General features: G+C 55.4%; 13 protein-coding genes. 10 read left to right on the plus strand and 3 right to left on the minus strand.

Going from position 1 to position 23,041, the window contains the following annotated elements:
- Window positions 1–11: 11 nt before the first annotated feature.
- The 3 genes from ACAW75_RS20830 to corA all read right to left on the minus strand — a co-directional run bounded on the left by ACAW75_RS20830 (window position 12) and on the right by corA (window position 4,211).
- The gene (locus tag ACAW75_RS20830) at window positions 12–488 is read right to left on the minus strand and encodes a group II truncated hemoglobin (protein WP_370730683.1); all 477 of its coding nucleotides are present in this window, start codon (window positions 486–488) and stop codon (window positions 12–14) included.
- A 54-nt stretch (window positions 489–542) separates the two neighbouring features.
- Window positions 543–3,050 (minus strand): bifunctional UDP-N-acetylmuramoyl-tripeptide:D-alanyl-D-alanine ligase/alanine racemase, encoded by a 2,508-nt coding sequence (locus ACAW75_RS20835; RefSeq protein WP_370730684.1) that lies wholly within the window; start codon window positions 3,048–3,050, stop codon window positions 543–545.
- Between the two features lie 66 nt (window positions 3,051–3,116).
- Window positions 3,117–4,211: a magnesium/cobalt transporter CorA gene (corA, locus tag ACAW75_RS20840; RefSeq protein ID WP_370730685.1), complete on the minus strand. Its 1,095-nt coding sequence runs from the start codon at window positions 4,209–4,211 to the stop codon at window positions 3,117–3,119.
- 126 nt (window positions 4,212–4,337) lie between these two features.
- Here corA and ACAW75_RS20845 point away from each other — a divergent pair, with 126 nt between their 5' ends.
- The 10 genes from ACAW75_RS20845 (at window position 4,338) to ACAW75_RS20890 (ending at window position 23,038) form a co-directional block, all read left to right on the plus strand.
- A complete protein-coding gene (locus tag ACAW75_RS20845; protein ID WP_370730686.1) occupies window positions 4,338–5,531 on the plus strand; it encodes a hypothetical protein in 1,194 nt (397 codons plus the stop codon).
- A 160-nt stretch (window positions 5,532–5,691) separates the two neighbouring features.
- Window positions 5,692–7,599, plus strand: coding sequence for a glycoside hydrolase family 88 protein (locus ACAW75_RS20850; protein WP_370730687.1), 1,908 nt, complete (start codon window positions 5,692–5,694; stop codon window positions 7,597–7,599).
- A 387-nt stretch (window positions 7,600–7,986) separates the two neighbouring features.
- Window positions 7,987–9,003, plus strand: a complete 1,017-nt coding sequence (gene fbp, locus ACAW75_RS20855; RefSeq protein WP_370730688.1) for a class 1 fructose-bisphosphatase — start codon at window positions 7,987–7,989, stop codon at window positions 9,001–9,003.
- Between the two features lie 127 nt (window positions 9,004–9,130).
- On the plus strand, window positions 9,131–11,296 hold the full coding sequence (locus ACAW75_RS20860) for an alpha-L-rhamnosidase-related protein (RefSeq protein ID WP_370730689.1): 2,166 nt from the start codon (window positions 9,131–9,133) through the stop codon (window positions 11,294–11,296).
- Between the two features lie 351 nt (window positions 11,297–11,647).
- Window positions 11,648–13,702: an aceric acid hydrolase gene (locus ACAW75_RS20865; RefSeq protein WP_370730690.1), complete on the plus strand. Its 2,055-nt coding sequence runs from the start codon at window positions 11,648–11,650 to the stop codon at window positions 13,700–13,702.
- A gap of 261 nt (window positions 13,703–13,963) precedes the next feature.
- A complete protein-coding gene (locus tag ACAW75_RS20870) occupies window positions 13,964–15,370 on the plus strand; it encodes a glycoside hydrolase family 140 protein (protein WP_370730691.1) in 1,407 nt (468 codons plus the stop codon).
- Window positions 15,367–16,272, plus strand: coding sequence for a glycoside hydrolase family 43 protein (locus ACAW75_RS20875; RefSeq protein ID WP_370730692.1), 906 nt, complete (start codon window positions 15,367–15,369; stop codon window positions 16,270–16,272). Before ACAW75_RS20870 ends, ACAW75_RS20875 begins: the two co-directional genes overlap by 4 nt.
- An 87-nt stretch (window positions 16,273–16,359) precedes the next feature.
- Window positions 16,360–19,161: a glycoside hydrolase family 2 TIM barrel-domain containing protein gene (locus tag ACAW75_RS20880; protein WP_370730693.1), complete on the plus strand. Its 2,802-nt coding sequence runs from the start codon at window positions 16,360–16,362 to the stop codon at window positions 19,159–19,161.
- Between the two features lie 239 nt (window positions 19,162–19,400).
- On the plus strand, window positions 19,401–21,911 hold the full coding sequence (locus ACAW75_RS20885; protein ID WP_370730694.1) for an L-rhamnose mutarotase: 2,511 nt from the start codon (window positions 19,401–19,403) through the stop codon (window positions 21,909–21,911).
- A gap of 65 nt (window positions 21,912–21,976) precedes the next feature.
- Entirely contained in the window at window positions 21,977–23,038 is a 1,062-nt protein-coding gene (locus ACAW75_RS20890) for a Gfo/Idh/MocA family protein (protein WP_370730695.1), read from the plus strand.
- The last annotated feature ends 3 nt before the right edge of the window (window positions 23,039–23,041 follow it).

The following is a 23,041-nucleotide window of genomic DNA, read 5'->3' on the forward strand; positions in this document are numbered from 1 at the left end:
TGATCTATAAATTAAGGCTGATATGGGCCACCTGTTTCGCCCCAGCCCCATTTCGGCATGGGCTCACTTTCGGTAACCGGGTTTTCGTCAATCTGTGAATTAAGGACGGCCAGGCGGCTGCCCCATTCCAGATAACCCACCAGCGCCGAGCGGAACTCCGGGTCGTCGGGCAGGCCGACCTCATCGGCACTGTCGAGCAGGAGCGCTAACCAGCGTCGGCGCTGCGTTTCCGTCAGAAGCTTACCAACGTGGTGTGCAACCATGCTGGCATGACTGCCGCCATCGTTTTCGGTATAACGCCTGGGTCCGCCAAATACCTCACCAATGAAGTGGGCCACATGCTGGGCGTGTTCGGTCGACATGTGCAGAAACACCGGAGCCAGTAGCTCGTCCTGCGCCACTTTCGCGTAGAAGTGGGCCGTCAGTTGTTCCAGCCGGTCGTTTTCACCCGCCCAGGCGTAGAGAGTCGGAATGAGTTGTTCGTTCATTGGATTGACTGTTGTGGGGGGCTTCGCCGGATAATGACTCAAGATACATCAACCTTACCCAGCGGCAAAAAATACGCGCTTGACGCGCTCGCTGATGCCGGTCAGCACTTCGTAGGGGATGGTCTGCATCCGCTGCGACAAATCAGTGACAGGTACGTTGGGACCAAAGAGCTCGACTGAATCCCCTTCGTCGGCTGGCGCGTTCGTCACGTCGATCATGGTCATATCCATACAGACGCTGCCCACGGTAGGGCATAGTACGCCATTGACCCACACCTCACCCACCCCATTGCCAAGCCGACGATCATACCCATCGGCATAGCCAATGGCAAGGGTGGCGATTCGGGCATCATGGTCGAGCACGCCGCGCCGACTGTAGCCAACGGTCTCGCCCGCCTGTACAGTTTTGATCTGGCTGATGGTGGTTGTCAACGTACCTACCGGGCGCAGGAGCGATGGGTCTGTCTGGCTGCTTTCAACCCCATACAGCCCAATGCCGAGCCGGACCATATCGAGTTTAAAATCAGGAAACCGGACAATGCCTGCTGAATTGAGCAGGTGGCGAACGGGCCTATACCCGATGCCTGCTTCCAGTACCGAAGTGGCCCGACTAAACGTATCGAACTGTTCCTGCGAGAACGCGTTGAATTTTGCTTCGTCAGCCCCCGCCAGATGGCTAAACACCGTGGCGATCTGTACGGCCGGATGCGCTTTCAGGTACGTTACCACCGACGGAATTTCAGCTTCCAGAAAGCCCAGTCGGTGCATACCCGTATCTATTTTCAGATGGCAGGGAACCGGCCTACCAGCATCCCGGGGTAGTTGCCGTTCGAGAAAACTGCTCCACTCGTCGAGCAGACGATAACTGTACAGCTCTGGTTCCAGCCTGTTTTCCAGCAAGGTCTGGAACGTTTCGGGCGAGGGGTTCATCACCATAATGGGCAGCGTAATACCCTGCTGACGCAGAAAAACGCCCTCATCGGCGTAGGCAACGGCCAGCCAGTCGACCCGGTGAAACTGTAACAGTCGGGCCACTTCGGCGCTGCCACTTCCGTAGGCAAAGGCTTTCACCATCACCATAATCTTCGTATGGCTACCCACCCGCTGGCGGTACTGATTCAGGTTGTGCGTCAGGGCGTCGAGGTCGATGTGCAGCACCGTGCCATGCACTTTCTGCTGTAGCCGGTCAACGATACGCTCGAACCCGAATGCCCGTGCCCCTTTGATGAGCACAACGCTGTCCCGGAATCCGTTGCGGAGCTGTTGCGTGGGGTACGCGCTCAGAAACGTTGTTGTATCCGGGTAGAACAAACTGGTTGACCTGAATGCCGCTTTGTTCCGGCTGATGACCGGGCCAATGCCGATCACCTGCGATACGGTCTGTTCGGCCAGCAGTTGCCCGATGAATGTGTATAGCTCCGTTTCATCCTGACCCGATTGCAGTACGTCAGACAGAATCACGGTTTTGTGTGCCCGGTTGCTCTGCTGTTTCTGGAAATCGAGCGCCAGCCGCAACCCCGCCACGTCGTTGTTATACGAGTCATCGATCAGCACGCAGTTGTTGATGCCCTCTTTCAGCTCCAGCCGCATCGACACCGGTCGAAGCCGAGCCACACGCCGGTTCAGGTCACCCTCGTCGGTCATGCCCAGTGTCAGCATCGTGATGAGGCAATGCGTCAGGTTTTCAACGGAAGCCGGATCGGTGAAGGGCGTGCGGACCATCCAGCTACCGGCCCCGTCGGCCGTGGTACAGGCAAGCTGGTCGCCCTGGATCGCTAGCCGGTATGTGGCTCCCTCCCGCCCTTCCCGCGACCAGCTAACCAGTCGGCAACCAGGATTGACCGCCTTGATCAGCATACCTATCTCGTCGGCCACCTCGTCCTGATCGAGCGAATAAATCAACGTTTCAGCCCCGGTGAACAGCCGCAGTTTTTCGGCTATTTTCTGCTTTCGGGTTTTGAATCCTTCATCATGAGCCGTACCGATGTTGGTAAAAATACCAATCGTGGGTTTGATGATGGCTTCCAGCGCGGCCATCTCGTGAAGCCGGGAAATACCGGCTTCAAAGATGGCCAGCGTGTGGGTATCGTTCAGCTGCCGTACCGACAGCGGTACACCGATCTGTGAATTATAGCTCTTCGGGCTGCGGGCCACCACGTACCCGGCCGTTGCCGGTGAGGTTCCGCCAGCCGAACCGGCCAGCAGTTGGGCCAGCCATTCTTTCACCATCGTTTTCCCGTTGCTCCCCGTAATGCCAATGACCGGAATCGAAAAGGATGCCCGGTGCGCGGCCGCCTGCGCCTGCATGAACGCCACCGTACTCGGTACGTTAATAAACTCAGCGTCCGGAAAGTTGGCCTGATCAGGGAGTGGTTGCTCGATCACAAACTGCCGGACACCCTGCCGGTACAGTTCGTCAACGTAGTCGTGTCCGTTGTGGTGATCGCCCTTAATGGCAAAAAAAACACTTTGCCCAGGTACCATTACCTGGCGCGAATCGGTAAGCCAGAAAGGCAGGAGAAAAGAAGCAGAGGCCGTAAAGGGAGGAAGGAGCGTTACCATGCGACAAAGGTAAACCAGCGCCTTCTTTCTCCCCTCCTCCCTTTAGGGCCTCTCTTCCTTTTCTCCCTACATCCACCCCCGGCGTTTGAAGTAGACGATCATGCCCATCGCCACCACAGCCATAACGCCAAGCACCACAAAATAACCGTAATGCCAGTGCAGTTCAGGCATATTGTCGAAGTTCATGCCGTAGATGCCCACGATAAAGGTCAGAGGCATGAAAATCGCGGAAAGAATCGTCAATGTTTTCATGACCGCATTCATCCGGTTACTGTTGGTGGACAGATACACGTCGAGCAGGCCGGGAACAAGTTCGCGGTATGAATCAAGCGTTTCTACCACCTCATTGACGTGGTCGGCCAGGTCGCGCAGGAAGGGCATCGTTGCCGGATGAATCAATGACGATTCTTCGCGCAGCAGCACTCCCAGGATATCGCGAAGGGGCTGCACATAGCGGCGCATCAGGGTCATTTCCCGCTTCAGGGCATATAGCCGCGCCAGGGTGTCGCGCCCGGCCACGTCCCGAATGATCCGGTCTTCTACGTCGTCGAGCTTCTCGGCAATGCCTTCCATGACCACATAATAATGGTCGACAATCACGTCCATGGTTGCGTAGAGCAGGTAATCCGCTCCGTTCCGGCGCGTTTTTCCCGACGACAGTTTGATGCGTTCGAGAACGGGCGTAAAGATGTCTTTCGTTCGTTCTTCCTGAAACGAGAGCAGAAAATTTGTTCCCAGCACCAGACCCACATGCTCGGCATCAATCTCCTGGCTGCGGCTGTTGTGGTGCAGCATTTTCAGTGTAATAAACACAACCGCCGAACTGGCTCTCGAATCGTCGTACAGGTCGATCTTAGGCTTCTGCTCGGTGTTCATCACGTCTTCAAGCAGCAGCGGGTGCAGCCGAAACTGGGCACCCAGCGCCCCAACGACCGACGCTTCGTGAATGCCGTCGACATCGAGCCAGAGCACATACGGCGTTCCGCCCGCGGGCAACTTACAGGCACTCAACCGCCCCGACTCATCGATGTGGTAGTCTTCCTCGTTGTACTCGACCCGCTTGATCTTGGTCGCGTGCTTTATTTCCTGACCTACGTAGGTCAACGTACCCGGCGACGTACCCACCGGTTTCTTCGATACTTTGTAGCGACGTCGTGCCAATGTTATACTGCTTAAACCTTAGTACTCCAATTACGTCAAAGTGCAAATATCGCTTTTAATCGCTGCGTGTCATTAAGTGGTCATTAATGACACGCAACCACTGCCCATTCCCAAATCCGTTATGTCATGAAATCGTACCTGCTTCCGCTGTTACTTAGTGCTAACGTTGTCTTTCTCTCGTGCAGCAGTGGTAAAACGGCCTATCGTCGCGGCGATTATGCCGAAGCCGTACAAAAAGCCAGTCGTCGCCTGAGCCAGAAACCCGGTCTTGGCCGACGGGGGCATGCGCTGGCGGCGCAGGTTATTCAGCAGGCTTTCGTTGACGGCTACGAACAGCACCAGGCAACGATTCGCAGGCTGACCGCCCAGACCAGTAAGCCCTTTCGGTGGGAAGCCGTTTTTGCTGAATACAACATACTCCAGCAACTGACGGCCGATGCCCGGCAGGCGGCAGGCGGTTCCAGCTGGCTGGCAACGTACCCAGCCGATTACAGCCAGCGCCTGGACGAATCGCGGGGGCTGGCGGCTGAAGAACGGTACGCGCTGGCCGAATCGGCCTACGTGTATCGGGAGAGCAACCGGCAGGCGGCACGCGATGCCTACGAGCAGTACCAGAAAGCCATGTCGTGGGTACCCAGTTACCGGCAGGCCGCCCAAAAATCGCTGGAATCGTTCCCCTATGCCGTTCTCCGCGTCTTGATTGAGCCGCCCGTGTTGACCCCGGAACTCGACCCATCTGAAACGACCGATCTGGGCCATGCCATTTTTTCCAGTTTACAGGGCGACAATCACCCATCGCCCTACGTACATCTGCTCGACCCCAATCAGGTCGACGTGGGCGTCGATGGTGCGTACAGGCTCTATGATGGGTTTCCGGTCGATGAAGCCGTGCAGGTGGCCGTGAGTGATTACCGGCCCTACGACAGTCATTTCACCACCACATCGACCACCGTAGAGAGCAACCAGCTATATAAAGTAGGCACGAAGCGGATCAACGACTCCACGGTTGTCGATGTGATGGAGAAGGTAAAAGGAACGCTCACCCTGCACACACACATCGTAGAAGCCCGGATGGACGTCAATCTGCGGGCAATCGACACCAAAACGGGTGCGGTAGTCTGGACGGGTTCCGATCAGTCATCTACTGACTGGAAAACGCAATGGGAAACCTTTTCGGGCGACGACCGCGCCCTGAACGGACACACGCTGCTGAAGGCCACCGGAACGCCCCCATCACGGCGGAGTCTACTGTCGAGCCTGAGCAGCAGCATGGGTAGCTCTATCGTAGGTACGTTGCGCCGGCGGTATAAAAAGCGGTAAACCAGGCATCCGTGGTACTTACCGTGTCGGTCTACACACAAAGTCAGTCGGCTTGGTGCAAAGCCTGTTTCCCGCAGCAACGAATTCTACGTTGGTGCAGGTAGGTTCAGGAAGGTAGATACAGTTGTTGCGGCCACTTTTGTCGTGATTACCTACTTCCATGAAAAACGTACTTCTTGCCTTAGCCCTGCTGCCTTGCTGGGTACAGGCGCAACCCCTTCCCTGGTCGCAGCGAATGACCGCCACCATCATGGCAACGTACCCGGATTCGATGGTGGCCAAAGGTGGTCGGATGGCGCACTGGGATTACGAGATGGGCCTGATGCTGCACGCCGTTGAAGCCGTTTGGACCCGTACCGGCAATGCGCGCTATTATACATACATGCTGAAAAGTATGGACCAGATGGTGAACGATGACGGCTCGATCAAGAATTACGAGGCCAGTAAATTCAACATCGATTTCATTGCCCCCGGCCGGTCGCTGCTGTTGCTGTCGCAGCTCTCGCTACCCAAAAAAGAAAAATACCGTACAGCGGCAGACCTGCTTCGGCAGCAACTGGCCGATCAGCCGCGCACGAAAGAGGGTGGTTTCTGGCACAAGCAGACATACCCAAACCAGATGTGGCTCGACGGGCTGTACATGGCCGAACCCTTCTACGCCGAATACACCCAGTTGTATGACCCCACGGGAAAAGGTTTCGATGATATCATCGACCAGTTTGTGTGGATGGAAAAACACGCCCGCGACGAGAAAACCGGTTTACTCTACCACGCCTGGGACGAAAGCCGCGAGCAAAAATGGGCTAACCCCAAAACCGGCACTTCACCCAATTTCTGGAGCCGGGCATTGGGCTGGTACGGCATGGCACTGGTCGACGTGCTGGATTACGTCCCTGCCTCGCATCCACGCCGGGGCGAACTGCTTATGATCCTGCAACGGTTCATGCCCGCCGTTTTGACATTCCAGGACCCGGCATCGGGCTGCTGGTATCAGGTAACTGACCGACTTGGCGATAAGGGAAACTACCTCGAAGCATCGGGCACGAGCATGTTTGTCTACACCCTGGCGAAGGGCGTGCGGATGGGTTACCTGCCCGCATCGATGATGGCTGCCGCCCAAAAAGGCTATGACGGTATGCTCAAAAACTTCATCTCGACGGATGCCAACGGGCTGATCCACCTCGAAAAGACGGTATCGGTCGGCGGACTGGGCGGCAACCCCTACCGCGATGGCAGCTACGCCTACTACCTGAGCGAAAAGCTCCGGCAGGATGACCTGAAAGGCGTTGGCCCGTTTGTGCTGGCCAGTCTGGAAATGGAAGGTGCCAACGAACGAGCCAGCCTGAAACCGCGCACGGTAGCCGTAGACACCTATTTCAACCACGAATTCCGCAAGGGAGCCGATGGGCGGCAGGAACCCTTTCATTATACCTGGGACGATCGGCAGCACTCGGGTTTCTGGCTGTGGGGTAACACCTTCCGCGATCTGGGCGCAAAAACGGTCTCCGTTTCAGGGGCGCCAACGGCCGCCTCGCTCAAAAAGGTAGCTATCTACATCCTCGTTGACCCGGACACGCCGAAGGAAACGGCGAAACCGAACTACATCAGCGCCGCCGACAGTAAAGCGATTGGTGACTGGGTGAAAGCGGGCGGCGTGCTGGTCTTGATGGCCAACGACACCTCGAACTGTGAGCATCAGCACCTGAACCAACTGGCGGCTCAGTTCGGGATGCAGTTTCTCCCGAAAAACATCAACATGGTGAAGGGTGATCAGTTTGAGCAGGGCCGCGTTGACATACCGGCGGGTAGTGTCATTTTCCCGAATACGAGAGCTACGTACATCAAAGAACTAGCGCCCATTGCGGTGAAAGCACCCGCCAAAGCCGTCGTCAGTAAAGCGGGCGACATCATCATGGCGACTGCCAAAATCGGCAAAGGTACCGTGTTTGCCGTGGGTGACCCCTGGCTCTATACCGAGTACGTCGATGGGCGAAAGATCCCGGCCACCTTCGAGAACTTCAACGCGGGCAAAGATCTGGCCACCTGGTTACTGAAGCAGGCGCGGTAATTAAGTAGTTGGCTTCGCGCTGTGTCGCTAATCAATTCATTGGAAAAGCACTCCTTACTCCCCCAACTCAACACGTACTGACAAGGGGGCAATTCGCGAAAAAGATGATTATCAAAGATGTGTCGGATCCCGTTCAATAACTGGCAACGTTCCCGGAAACGATTGCGTGAATAAAACGGATTAAACACATCTGTATATAAAATTGGCAACGTAACCTTACATCGCCAATGTGTTGATTGCCAGGAATCAACACTGCCTCTTCATCAGAAATAGATTCGTCTTGTCCAGTCCATGCTCCGTCTGTCCGACGCAGGAGCCAGGTACGTTACTTACGCCGCATCCGTCATACATACGCCTATTTTTTGCACCTGTTTCTCCCAAATGCTCATGAACGTTAGCCAACTCGAAATCGCATCCTCGCACCCCCTGGCACTCCCCGTTGGTGTCACCCTCGATCGGTACATCATGCACCGGCAAACGGCCTTTCCGTATGCGACCGGTGATCTCTCGCAGTTACTCCGCGACATTGCGCTGGCCGGGAAAATCATTCACCGGGAAGTGAACCGGGCGGGCCTGATCGACCTGACGGGCGGCATGGGTGTTCAGAATGTGCAGGGCGAAAGTCAGCAGAAGCTGGACATGATTGCGAACATCCGCTTTTGCCGGGCCCTGAAAAATGGCGGCGAAGCCTGCGCCATCATTTCGGAAGAAGACGAAGACATCATTTTCACGGGCAACAACCAGGGAAAATACGTTGTGGCCATCGACCCGCTCGATGGCTCGTCGAATATCGATGTGAACGTCTCGATCGGGACGATCTTTTCGATATACCGGCGCATTACCCCGGTGGGCAGCGAACCAACCATGGCCGATTTTTTGCAGGGCGGCCGTAAACAGGTAGCCGCCGGGTATATTCTCTACGGCTCATCGACGATCATGGTCTACACCACCGGCCACAGCGCCAACGGGTTCACCTATGATGCGTCGCTTGGTGAGTTCATCCTGTCGCACCCCGACATTCACAGCCCCGCCGACGGGCAGATTTATTCCTGCAACGACGGCAACCTCGACAGCTACGAAGACGGCGTTCGGAACTACCTGACCGCCTGCCGGAAAAAACAATTTACAGCCCGTTATATCGGTTCGCTGGTAGGTGATTTCCATCGCAACCTGCTCAAGGGCGGCATCTATATGTACCCGCCAACCCGTAAGAACCGCGACGGTAAACTACGGCTCCTGTACGAAGCGTTCCCATTGGCATTTCTGGCCGAAAAAGCAGGCTGCCTGGCCTCAACGGGGCATCAGTCGGTACTCGATGTAAGGCCAGCCAGCCTGCATCAGCGCGTGCCACTCTACATCGGTTCGCCCGTTATGGTCGAGAACCTGATCGGTATGCTGGGGTAGCGATTGCTTTATAGTTTATGCTGGTGCATTGCTTTCGCGGATTGCTTCGCGCTGTGTGTGGCTGACGCACAGCGCGAAGCGTACAATAACACTACTCCCACTTACCCCTTCCGCCTACCCTCCTTTCATGAAAAAGTCCCTATCAGCGGCTTGCTTATTTCTCCTGTTCTTCTCGCCGGGTTTTGCCCAAAAACAGGCAACCTGGATCTGGTACCCGGGTGACTATGAAGTCTGGCTGAGCAACAACATGCAGAACCGCCGTACCGAACGGGGTACGTTTTTGCCGCCCTTCTGGAAGCTCGACAGCCACTACAACCTGATCGATTTTCACAAGGATTTCGACGTACCTGAAGCTGAAGAAATAGAACTGGCCGTGGAAGGTCGGTACAACGTAAAAGTTGACGGAAAGGCCTTTTCAGGCTTCCCGACAAAGATTACCGTCCCTGCTGGCAAGCACCGCATCAGTCTGAAAGTGTTCTGCCAGGACCGGGTGCCCGCTATTTTCGTCAAAGGAAAGAATGTAGTGTCAGACAACACCTGGCTGGTGACCTACGAAGACAAAGAGTGGATCGATGAAACGGGCAAAGCCTCCGACCAGTCGGGAACGACCTGGCTAAAAGCAGGTTCCTGGCAGTTTAACAGCGTCCAGACGCCACCCTCGACGTTCAGGCTGAACACCTCCGAACAGGCAGCCGTGAAGACGGCTCGGAAAACGGGTTCTCTTCTGCTCGATTTTGGCAAGGAAACCTTCGGGTTCATCAAGCTGAAAGGTGTGACCGGCAACGGCAATGTGATGATCTACTACGGCGAATCGCAGGAAGAAGCCCTGGCTACCGAAACCTGCGAAACGACCGATGAGCTGCACCTAGCCCTGACCCAGAAGCGCGACTCGGTCATGGAACTGACCAAGGCGTTCAGGTACGTCAATATCAAATTCGATGGCAGCCTGTCGATCGACGATGCATCGATGCTGTACGAATACCTGCCCGTGGCCGACCGGGGTAGTTTTCGCTGTTCCGATGAGCAGATCAACAAGATCTACGACGTGGCAGCTTATACGCTCCACTTGAATACCCGCGAGTTTTTCATCGACGGCATCAAGCGCGACCGTTGGGTGTGGTCGGGCGACGCGTCGCAGAGTTACCTGATGAACTACTACCTCCTGTTCGACTCGCCGACGGTGACGCGGACCATGCTGGCCCTGCGCGGAAAAGACCCGGTCACGAGCCACATCAACACCATCATGGATTATTCGTCCTACTGGTTCATCAGCATTTACGACTACTACCTCTATTCGGGCGACAAGGCGTTCATTCAGCAGTTTTATCCGCGTATGCAAAGCCTGATGGATTATATGCTGGCCCGTCGCAACAAGAACGGCCTGCTTGAAGGCTTGGCCGGTGACTGGGTGTTCATCGACTGGGCCGAGGGGTTAAGCAAGAAAGGGGAGGTCAGTTTCGAGCAATTGCTGTTTGCACGAAGCCTGGAAACGATGGCCGTTTGTGCCAACATCGTCAACGATGCTCCCAACGCCGCGAAGTATGCCAGGCTCGCCGCCGACGTGAAGACTACGCTGTTCAACGCCTATTGGAATGACCAAAAACACGCCCTCGTGCACAGCCGGATCGACGGCGTGCCGACGGAAAACGTGACACGATACGCCAACATGTTTGCCATTTTCTTCAACTACCTCGACGAGGCCAAAAAGCAGGCTGTGAAGGAGCATGTGCTGCTGAACCCGAACGTACCCAGGATCACCACGCCCTACATGCGTTTCTACGAACTCGAAGCCCTTTGCGCACTGGGGGAACAGACCTATGTGACAAAAGAAATGAAGGCTTACTGGGGCGGTATGCTCGATCTGGGCGCGACCTCGTTCTGGGAAGAATACAACCCGACGAAAAAGGGGGCTGAGCATTATGCCATGTATGGTCGGGAGTTCGGTAAAAGCCTGTGCCACGCCTGGGGAGCCAGTCCGATCTATTTGCTGGGTAAATATTACCTGGGCGTGAAACCGTTGACGCCCGCCTACGACACGTACCTGATCGAACCGCAGCTGGGTGGTCTGGCCTGGATCGACGGGAAAGTGCCTACGCCCGATGGCGATGTCAGCGTGTATTGCAGTGCCAAAGACATTCGCGTGACGGGTGCCGCTGCCGGCACCGGTACCCTTCGGTTTGCCAGTAAATCGAGACCCGTTTGCCAACAGGGAGCCATTCGGACAGCAGCCGACGGAAAATACGAGCTGACCGTCGAAAAAGGCAAGAGCTACGTGGTGAGTTACAAGCTGTAGAAGGCTTTGTGCCCTCGTTTGACTCGTTGTCGCTTGCCTGTGGCGAGTGACCTTTATCGATAGGGTCTCCGGCCCGTTCGTAGCTACTGAAACGACTACTTGCCCAAGTCTGGTGAAGCTTAACGACCGGGCCAGAGGCCCTATCGATAAAGGTCACTCGCCACAGGCGAGCGATAACGAAGGCATCAGCAACCTACCTCGCGAAGCAACCCTCAGCCATACGCACCGACCCATTCGTAACCGATAACGGCGCGAACCCGATACGCTAACATCGTATAACGGATGGAGAATTTAGCACAGTTTCCAGTGGTTTATTACCATTAGTTTTGACTTTTATGCTATTTACTCCGTATGGGTTCCATAACTAAGTTTTTCAGGTACGTTGCTTTGCCTGGCGTTCTCGCTTTCTCGGCACACGTATCACCGGGGCAGACGAACGCGTTGGTCAATACCTCGCAAAGCAAATTTGCCCGGTTGGAAAGTCCCGATCTCAACGCGCTGACCTGGACAAAAGGGTTCTGGGGCGACCGCTTTCGGGTGTGTCGCGACTCGATGGTGCCGCACCTCTGGGACACCTACACGAACCCAACCATTAGCCATTCGTTTCGGAACTTCGAAATAGCCGCCGGACTGGAATCGGGCGACTTCAAGGGGCCTTCTTTCCACGACGGCGATTTCTACAAGACGCTGGAATCAGTAGCGGGAATGTATGCGCTGACGAAAGACAAGAAACTGGATGCGCAGCTGGACAAGGCTATTGCGGTGATTGCCAAAGCACAGGCACCCGATGGGTACGTATACACCAGGGCCATTATTCAGCAGAAAAAAACAGGAGAAGCCAAGATGGTCGATGGGGCGGCCTTCCGTGATAAATTGAGCTTTGAAGCCTACAACTTCGGCCACCTGATGACGGCCGCCTGCGTACATTACCGGGCTACGGGCAAAACATCGCTGCTGAACGTCGCCAAAAAGGCCACTGATTTTTTGATCGGCTTTTACAACAACGCCAGCCCCGAACAGGCCCGGAACGCCATCTGCCCGTCGCATTACATGGGCATCACGGAAATGTATCGCACCACCCACGACCCGAAATACCTGGGGCTGGCCCAAAAGCTGATCGACATTCGGGGCCTGTCGGAAGGCACCGACGACAATTCAGATCGAGTGCCGTTTCGCAGGATGACAAAGGTGATCGGCCATGCCGTTCGGGCCAACTACCTGTTTGCCGGTGCTGCTGACGTATTTGCCGAAACCGGCGACAGCACACTGTTGGCCACGCTCGATCTGATGTGGAACGACGTGGTGAACCGCAAAATGTACGTAACGGGAGGCTGCGGCGCCCTGTATGACGGGGTATCGCCCGAAGGCACGGCCTATAAGCCCGACACGGTTCAGAAAATCCACCAGGCGTATGGCAAGGCCTATCAGTTACCCAACCACTCGGCCCATAATGAAACCTGCGCCAACATTGGCAACCTGCTCTGGAATTACCGGATGCTGCAAATTACGGGCGAGGCCAAATACGCCGACGTGATGGAACTGGCCCTGTACAACAGCATTCTGTCGGGCATCAGCCTGGATGGCACCAAGTTCTTCTATACCAATCCATTGAGTGCTTCGGATGAGTATCCATACCAGATGCGGTGGATGGGTGGCCGCCAGCCGTATATCCGGTTATCGAACTGCTGCCCACCCAACACTGTGCGCACCCTGTCGGAGGTAGGCAGCTACGCCTACAGCCTCTCCGACAAAGGGCTGTGGCTGAACCTGTTCGGCGGCAATCAGCTCACCACACAGCTGAAAGATGGCTCGCCCATTCAGCTGACGCAAACCACCAATTACCCCTGGGATGGGGCCGTTAGCCTCCAGATGGAGCAAGTTCCCGGCAAGCCCTTCTCGCTGTTCGTCCGCATTCCGGGCTGGTGTCAGGGAGCTACGATCAGGGTGAATGGCATTGCCGTGAAGACACCTGTACAGGCAGGGACGTATGCCGAAATCAACCGCCGGTGGCGGTCGGGCGACCGGGTAGCCATTAGCCTGCCCATGCCGGTCAAGCTCATCGAAGCGAATCCGCTGGTCGAAGAAAACCGCAATCAGGTAGCCGTGAAACGCGGCCCGATCGTGTACTGCCTGGAGTCGGTGGATAACCGGAAAACGAAACTGACGGACATCGCTTTATCAACCCAACTCGATTTTAAGCCCAAATTCGTCCGATTCGACAACGCCGACATGATGGCATTGGATGGCACCGCCAAACTGGTCAACGAAGGCCGCTGGACGAATCAGCTCTACCGGGAAGTCTCTGCTAAAACGCCGCAGCCACTGCCCATCCGGCTCATTCCATACTACGCCTGGGCCAATCGCGGCCATTCCGAAATGGAAGTCTGGATTCCGCTGATCCGGTAAGCGTCATCCTATGGAACAGATTATTGCTACGTATTACCTTGAAGCACCTTTGACCCAGCGGCCCACATACTGGCGGCGAAGCAATTGGCAGGTACGTTCGTGGCGGTGCCGGGCGAAACGGACGAGTTGAAGCAAGACTTTGCCGCCCGCCTTGACTTGGTAAATGTGCCGGAGACGGTGACCGAGCCCGCCATTACAGCCCACAAACCGACGAAAAAAAATCAGCTACACTATCGCGTTGAAAAACTTCCTTCTTTGGACATGCTAACTCTGCCGATTAACAAGACCTTACTTTTTGTCTTAGCTACCTTACTCATAATTGCCTGCCAAACCAGTAAAAAAACCGCGGCGTCAACCCAGCTTTCCGTTTCCAAAAATGGTCGGTTTCTGGCGACTGGCGACAACAAACCGTTCTTCTGGCTGGGCGATACCGGCTGGCTGCTGTTCAGTCGGCTAACGCGGGAGGAAGCCGAGACGTACCTGGAAAACCGGAAACAGAAGGGATTCAACGTTGTTCAGGTCATGGTGCTCCACACGCTGTCGGTGACCAACATGTACGGCGATTCGGCCCTGGTCAACAAAAATGTGGCCACGCCCGCTGTCACCAACGGGTCATCATTCAGCAACGCCGCCGAGTACGATTTCTGGGATCACGTTGATTTCGTGGTCGATAGAGCAGCCGAAAAAGGCATTTACATGGCGCTGGTCCCTGTCTGGGGCGGCAACGTAAAGAACGGAGGCGTGAATCAGCAACAGGCCGCTACCTACGCCAAATTCCTTGCCGAACGCTACAAAAGCCGCCCAAACATCATCTGGCTGAACGGCGGCGACATCAAGGGCAGCGACTCGCTGGCCGTCTGGAAAACGATTGGCCGCACCCTCAACCAGATCGACTCCACGCACCTCATCACCTTTCACCCGCGTGGCCGAACGTCGTCGTCGGAATGGTTTCATACCGAAGACTGGCTGGATGTCAACATGGCACAGTCGGGGCACCGGACCTACGCACAGGATACCTCCGCCAACGAGAAATGGCATTATGGTGAAGACAACTGGCGCTATATCCAGGCTGATCTGGCCCTTACGCCCGCCAAACCAACCATCGACGCCGAGCCATCGTATGAGGGGATCCCACACGGATTACATGACACTACCCTCCCCCGCTGGAATGCCGACGAGGTACGTCGGTACGGGTACTGGTCGGTGCTGGCGGGTGGATTTGGCTATACCTACGGGCATAATTCGGTGATGCAGATGTATAAGAAGGGCGACAAAAAAACATCGTTCGGACCAATCGAAACGTGGGATGTTGCCATTAATTCACCCGGTGCCGGGCAAATGATTCACCTGAAAAACCTGATGCTTGCCCATTCGTTTTTCGACCGCGTTCCCGATCAGTCGCTGATCGCCAACCAGGGGAACCGGTACGAGTACCTGGTGGCCAGCCGGGGCACCGACTACGCCCTGATCTACACCTACACCGGCCGGAACATAACCCTGCATATGGGTAAGCTTCCGGGCGATACCGTAGCGGCTTCCTGGTTCAATCCGCGCGATGGCAAAACAACCGCCATTGGTGATGTGGCCAACAAAGGAACGCACGAGTTCGACCCGCCCGCCAGCCCTCAAGAAGGTAACGACTGGGTATTAGTCATTCAGACGAAATGAATCGGCTCATCTGCTCCCTCATCGGCCTGTTGGTCTTCAGCTCCTGCTCGAAGCCGGTTTACCTGTTCACGTCTTTCCACGAACCCGCCAACGAAGGACTCCGGCTCCTCTACAGCTACGACGGCTACAAATGGACCGACCTGAACCGAACGTACCTGAAGCCCGAGATCGGCAACCAGAAAGTCATGCGCGACCCGTCGATTGCCCAGGGGAAAGACGGCACGTTCCACCTGGTCTGGACCAGCAGTTGGAAAGACGACAAGGGGTTCGGCTATGCCAGTTCCAAAGACCTGATCCACTGGTCGGCCGAGCGATTTATTCCGGTGATGGACCATGAACCGACGGTTGTGAATGTGTGGGCGCCCGAACTGTTTTATGACGACGAAGCCGATCAGTTTGTGATCATCTGGGCCTCTACCATCCCGAACCGATTTGAGCGGGGTATCGAAGAGGAGAAGAATAACCATCGGATGTATTACACGACCACGAAAGACTTCACCACCTTCACGCCAACAAAACTCTTTCTCGACCCGACATTCAGCGTCATCGACGCGGTCATCGTAAAACGAAAACCGGCCGATTATGTGCTGGTGCTGAAAGACAATACCCGCCCCGAACGAAACATCAAAGTAGCGTTCGGCACCAGCGCCACCGGGCCTTTCACGAACGTATCGGCCCCCTTCACGAAGAAGTTTACCGAAGGCCCCTCAGTAGCTAAAGTAGGCCCCGACTGGCTGATCTATTTCGACTCGTATCAGGATAAAAAATACGGCGCGGTGAAAACCAGCGACTTCAAAACCTTCACTGATGTATCGGCCCAAACGGTTGTTCCCGAAGGGCATAAACACGGTACTATTGTCAAGGTAAAGAGACGCATTTTAACGGGGTTGTTGAAGGGGTAGTGCGTGTATGCTGACGTGTGATGGCTTCGCGCTGTAAATACACTCAACACCCTAACCACCAATACCCCCCGAATACCACAACAACCAATGAACCTAAAACCCTTATTCATTTTCTGCTGCCTCCTTTTCCTAACTCAGCTCGCCACAGCGCAGCAGACGGAGAAACGCTACTTATCGGGTACGGGAAATGACCACACCGTCAACTGGCAGTTCTATTGCACAGCGGGGCAGAATTCGGGGAAGTGGACCACCATTCCGGTGCCGTCGAACTGGGAATTGCAGGGGTTTGGGAAATACAATTACGGGTTCGCCAAAGACAGCTCGCGGGGGAAAGAGCAGGGATTGTACAAACACGAATTCCAGGTACCGGTCGCCTGGAAAGGCAAGCGAATAAACCTCGTTTTTGAAGGTGCCATGACTGACACCGAAGTAAAAATAAACGGCAAGTCGGCGGGCCCAACGCATCAGGGATCGTATTACGCGTTTAGATACGACATATCGGATCTGCTCAACTACGGCGCAGGGAATTTGCTGGAAGCTACTGTATCGAAACACTCGTCGAATAGCTCTGTGAATGACGCTGAACGTAAAGGCGATTTCTGGATTTTCGGCGGCATTTTCCGGCCCGTTTACCTGGAAGTGCTTCCGGCCGAGCATATCGAACACGTCGCCATTGATGCCAAGGCAAACGGATCGTTTACGGCGCAACTTCAACTCAACACGGCCAGGGCCAATCAGGTATCGGCTCAGATCTACACCATGACCGGGCAAAAGGTAGGTACGTTGGGCAGCGCGAAACTGAGCCAGGGCAGTCCATCGGTAAAGCTAACCAGCCAGTTAACCAACCCCTTACGCTGGACACCCGAAACGCCCAACCGCTACAAGGTCGTGTTTACATTGCTTCAGCAGGGTACCCCCGTTCACACGTTGACGAAAACATTCGGCTTCCGCACGGTGGAGGTGAAGCAGCGGGATGGCATCTACGTGAACGGCACAAAAGTCAAGCTCAAGGGCGTCAACCGCCATTCGTTCTGGCCATCGTCGGGACGGGCGTTGAGCAAGACGTTGAGCATTCTGGACGTGAACCTGATGAAGGACATGAACATGAACGCCGTCCGGATGTCGCACTACCCACCCGACGATCATTTTCTGGATGTCTGCGATTCGCTCGGCCTGTTTGTCTTCGATGAACTGGCGGGCTGGCACGGCCATTACGACACGCCGACCGGCACCAAACTGCTTCATGAACTCATCACACACGACGTGAATCACCCGTCGGTCATTGTCTGGATCAACGGAAACGAAGGCGGCCACAACACCGAGCTTGATCCGCTATTTGCGAAAGAAGATAGTCAGAAACGGCACGTACTTCATGCCTGGGAGGATTTCGGTGGGTTCGATACGCAGCATTACCGCGAATTCAACTACGGCATTGGCAATTACAACCACGGCCATTCCATGACATTGCCCACCGAATTTTTGCACGGCCTGTACGACGGTGGTCACGGTGCCGGACTGGAAGACTACTGGGAATCGATGTGGCATGACCCGCTGGCGGCAGGCGGTTTCCTCTGGGACTTTTCGGATGAAGGCGTTGTGCGAACCGACAAACGCCGTCCAGACGGATCGGAATTCATTGACACGGACGGCAATCGCGGAGCCGACGGCATTGTGGGACCGTACCGGGAAAAGGAAGGCAGCTACTTTACGGTGAAAGAAGTGTGGTCGCCCGTTCACGTTGAAAAACGGGAGATTACTTCGACGTTTGACGGCCGCTTCCCAATCGAGAACCGCTACCATTTTACCAACGTGAATCAATGTTCGTTTTCGGGAAAGCTGGTCAGGGTGAGTGGCCCATACGAAACGGCCAGGTCAACCTCGGTTTCGTTTGCGGTGGCGGCACCGAGCCTGAAGCCACTGGAGAAAGGCGCGTTGCAGGCAGCCCTTCCGGCCAACTGGCGCGAGTACGATTTCATCTACATTACGGCCACCGACCCGTTTAAACGGGAGCTATTTACCTGGAGTTTTCCGATTTCATTGCCGAAGAAACTAGCGTCGACGATCGTAAAACCAGCTGGCTCAGGTACGTTAGTCGCGTCTGAAACTGATTCGCTGTACACCGTAAAAGCCAACGGCGTTCAACTCGCCTTCAGCAAACAGACGGGTATGCTGAAACAAGCCGGTAATGGTAACGGAACCATCCCGCTCACCAACGGGCCAATCTTACAGGAAGGCGTCAACAACTTCAGCGGCTTCACCAAGCGCACCGACGGCCAGAACGTCATTATCGAATCGACCTTCGACCGAAAATCGAGCTATAACACGCTTCAGTGGACCATCTACCCCTCGGGCTGGGTGAAGATGCAGGTACGTTATTTCCCCGACGGGTATTTCACGACGCTGGTCGGTGTCAATTTCTCGTTCCCCGAATCGCAGATGAACGGGGTGAAATGGGTGGGTAAAGGGCCGTACCGAGTCTGGAAAAACCGCCTGAAAGGGGGTGCGTTCGGCCTTTGGGAGAAGGCCTACAACACCACCGAAACCGGCGAATTTCCGTTTATCTACCCCGAGTTCAAGGGCTACCACGCCAACCTGTACTGGTGCCGGTTCGAGACGAAAGGACAGCCCTTTACCGTAGCCACTGAGGACGAGGATGTGTTTTTCAGGCTATTCACGCCCGCCTGGAAAACCGACCAATGGCACAACTACGAGCCGATTTTCCCAACCGGCGATATCTCGTTCATGCAGGGTATCAGCAGCATTGGCTCGAAAACGCAGCGCAACGAAACCACCGGCCCGATGGGCATGAAAAACATCTATTATGACTACGAAAAAGAACCCGCCCGCGCCAAAGTGCTGACGCTCTATTTTGATTTTTCAGGGAAGTGAATGGGGCTGACGCAGTGTGTTGCTGACGCTTCATTGCTTCTCGTTGTCGCTTGCCTGTGGCGAGTGACCCTTAACCATAGGGCCTCCGGCCCGGTCGCAGCTAGTGAAACAGTTAGTAGGCCATGAATAGTAACCGTTAACCAACGGGCCAGAGCGGTGCGCCGTTGCGACCCTACTGATAAGGGTCACTCGCCACAGGCAAGCGACAACGAAGTTCACAACCACCAACAAACCCAACCATGAACCGAACGCTGATCACCCTATTTTTTTCCCTCCTAAGCACGGTCACCTTCGCGCAGCAGGCTCAGCTCTGGGTGGCGGTTGATGGGTCGGATGCGAATGCGGGGACGAAAGAAAAGCCCCTGGCCAGTCTACAGATGGCCCTTCGAAAGGTGCGTGAACTTCGCCGGCTGGCCGACCCGAGCATAGCCGGTGGGGCGCATATTTATCTGCGCAATGGGTTGTACCGGCTAAGCGAGCCTGTATTTATCCGGCCCGAAGATGCAGGTACGTTGGCCAGCCCGACGGTGATTGAAGCGGCTCCCAACGAGCAGCCCGTTTTGAGCGGCGGCGTGGCAGTGACTGGCTGGCAAAAGGTAAAAGGAACGGTTGCTGGTTTACCCAACGAAGCCATTGGCAAGGTCTGGGTGGCCGATGCACCGATGGTGGGTGACCGATTGCTTGAGTTTCGGCAGTTGTGGGTCAATGGCGAAAAAACAACACGCGCCAAAGACACGCCGTATCCGCTGATGAACCGCATTTTATCCTGGAACAAACAGGAACAGACCTGCTGGATTCCCGCGCCGAAACTCGGCGATCTATCGAAAGCGACGGGCCTGGAAATGCTGATTCATCAGTGGTGGGCGGTGGCCAACCTCCGCGTGAAACGAATTGACGTTCAGGGCGACAGTGCCAAATTATCCTTTCATCAGCCCGAAAGTCGTATCCAGTCCGAGCACCCCTGGCCCGCTCCGTGGATCTCGAAAGAAACGGGTAACTCGGCCTTCTACCTGTCCAACGCCATTCAGTTTCTGAACCAGCCCGGCGAGTGGTTTCTGGATAAGAAGGCGCAGAAACTTTACTACATTCCCCGCCCCGGCGAAAACCTCACCACGGCCCAAGTGATCGTACCCGCGCTCGAAACGCTGGTTCAGATCACCGGCACGATCGACCACCCGGTCTCGAATGTGCAGTTTAAGGGCATCTCGTTTCAGCATACAGGCTGGGTACGTCCCTCACAGCAGGGGCACGTACCGCATCAGGTAGGGCTGTACATGCTGGATACCTACAAGTTGAAAATACCAGGTACGTCCGATAAAAAGACGCTGGAGAATCAGGCGTGGGTGGGCCGTCCATCAGCGGCGGTCGAGGTAGCGTTTGCCAACCATACCGGTTTTGCCAATTGCCGGTTTGAGCACCTGGCGGCTACCGGGCTGGATTATCACCGGGGCGTTCACGACAACCAGATTCAGGGGAACGTATTCAGCGACATTGGCGGTACGGGCATTCAGGCGGGCGTTTTTTCCGACGAGGCCAGTGAGATTCACCTGCCCTACAACCCTGCCGACGAGCGGGATGTGTGCAGCAACCTGCTCATTCGCAACAACCTGATTACCAACGTCACCAATGAAGATTGGGGCTGCGTGGGCATCGGCGCTGGGTACGTTCGGGAAATCACGATCGAGCATAACGACATCAGCAACGTATCGTACACCGGCATCAGCCTGGGCTGGGGCTGGACACCGACGATCAATGTGATGCGCAACAACCGGGTGGTGGCGAACCGAATTCATCACTTCGCGAAGCATCTGTATGATGCCGCTGCCATTTATACACTATCAGCCCAACCGGGCTCGGTCATCGCCGGGAACGTGATCGACAGTGTGTACAACGCGCCCTACGCCCACTTGCCGGCCCACTGGTTTTACCTGTATACCGACGAAGGCTCCTCATTTTTCACGGTCCGCGACAACTGGACACCCTCAGAGAAATACCTGCAAAACGCGAACGGTCCCAACAACGTCTGGACGAACAACGGCCCGCAGGTTGCTGATAGCCTGAAAACAAAAGCCGGACTTGAGCCGCCGTACCGCCATCTACTACGCGACCAAACAGCGGCTGACCCGGCCTGGCGCATTAACAAAGAAAATCCGGTGATTGTGGAGTTGGTGACGAAACCGGGTCAGCCGCTGAATAGGCAGCAAATGAAGGCCGTGCTGGCCAAAAGCAAAGTCAGTGAGGCAGCGCTCTACCACTGGGACAATCATTACGTCATTTTCGATAAGGTACAGGACGTGTTCGTGCTGAGCGAACGACTGAAAACCGCGTTTCCAACGGCGCAGGTAAAAACGTACTATGATCTCTTCTACGAGTTCAACCGCTCCCGATGCAGCACCGGGCCGGTCGCTAGCGAATGGGAACACACGATCCTGACCGCGAATCTGGTGGCTGATCCAAGACTCCAGAACGAGTACCTGGCTTACCACGCCACGCAGTTCGAGAAGTGGCCGGAACTGTCGAAGGGCTTTTGCAACGCCGATTTTCAGCAGTTGCTTTTGTACCGGAACGGCAGGCAATTAATGCTGGTCATCAGTATTCCCAAGGGTGAGAGTCTGGATAAACTCAACCCAAAAACCACCGAAAACAACCCGCGCGTCGATGACTGGAACGCCCTCATGAAGAAATACCAGGAAGGCATCCCTGGGGCGAAACCGGGGGAGGTTTGGGTCAACTTGAAGGCAGTCAACTAACCATTTTGGATTGGGGATCCGACCGCATCGGCGGACCGATCCCCAATCCAAAAACCACTTATCATATGTTACGATTAGGCATTTTAGGCTTGGGTGAAGGGCGCAGCACCATGTCGGCGGCGTTAGCAAGCCCGAATTATGAACTGGTCCGTATTTGTGATCAGAAGATTGAACTCTGCCAGCAACGGGCCAAGGAGTTCGATTTTCACCAGTTCACGACTAATTACCAGGATTTGCTTGATGATCCGACTATCGACGTCATTGCGATTTATACGCCCGACAAATTCCACGCCGAGCATACAAAACAGGCTCTGCTGCACGGTAAGCACGTGGTTTGCACGAAGCCCTTTATCGATGATCTGTCGAAAGCCAAAGAGCTGATCGATATCAGTGAGCAAACGGGCAAAAAGGTATTCGTGGGCCAGAGTTCGCGCTTTTTCGAGCCGATGAAAAAACAACGCGCCGACTTCGAGAAAGGACTAATCGGCGAACTGATTACGATTGAAGGCTATTACCATGCCGACCATCGCTGGTTTCTCGACAAAGTCTGGTCGCTCGAAAACTCGTTCAAATGGCTGTATGGCGGACTGAGTCACCCCGTCGATTTCATTCGCTGGTACCTGCCCAACATCGAAGAAGTGATGGGCTACGGCATGCTCAGCGCCAACGGCCGGAAGGGTGGCCTCAAAAACGCCGACACCATGCACTTCATTTTCAAGGCTACCGATGGTCGCATCGCCCGGGTGAGTGGCGCGTATACCGGTCCGGTACAGCCCGTAACGCGCGACTCGGAGATGAGCTGCATCCTGCGCGGCACAGAAGGGTGCAGCCAGGCCGACTACATGGATTTGCGGTATGCCGTGACCACCAACACCGGAGAGGAGATCGTACAGACGTGGGAGCATAAGCTGAAGCATTATTTCCGGTTTGAAGGGAAAAGTCACCATGCCGGCGAGTACCAGAATTACCTCGACTACTTTGCCACCTGCCTCGAATCGGGCCAGACGGCTTACCCGGATATTCGGGAAGGAATCGGCACTGTGGCCCTGCTTCAATCGATGGATAAATCATTACAAACCGGCCAGCCGGTGAAGATTCAGGATGTGCTGCGCGAGCATGGCCTGTAGCCC

This window comes from Fibrella arboris (genome assembly GCF_041321095.1).
GTDB classification, from domain to species: domain Bacteria; phylum Bacteroidota; class Bacteroidia; order Cytophagales; family Spirosomataceae; genus Fibrella; species Fibrella arboris.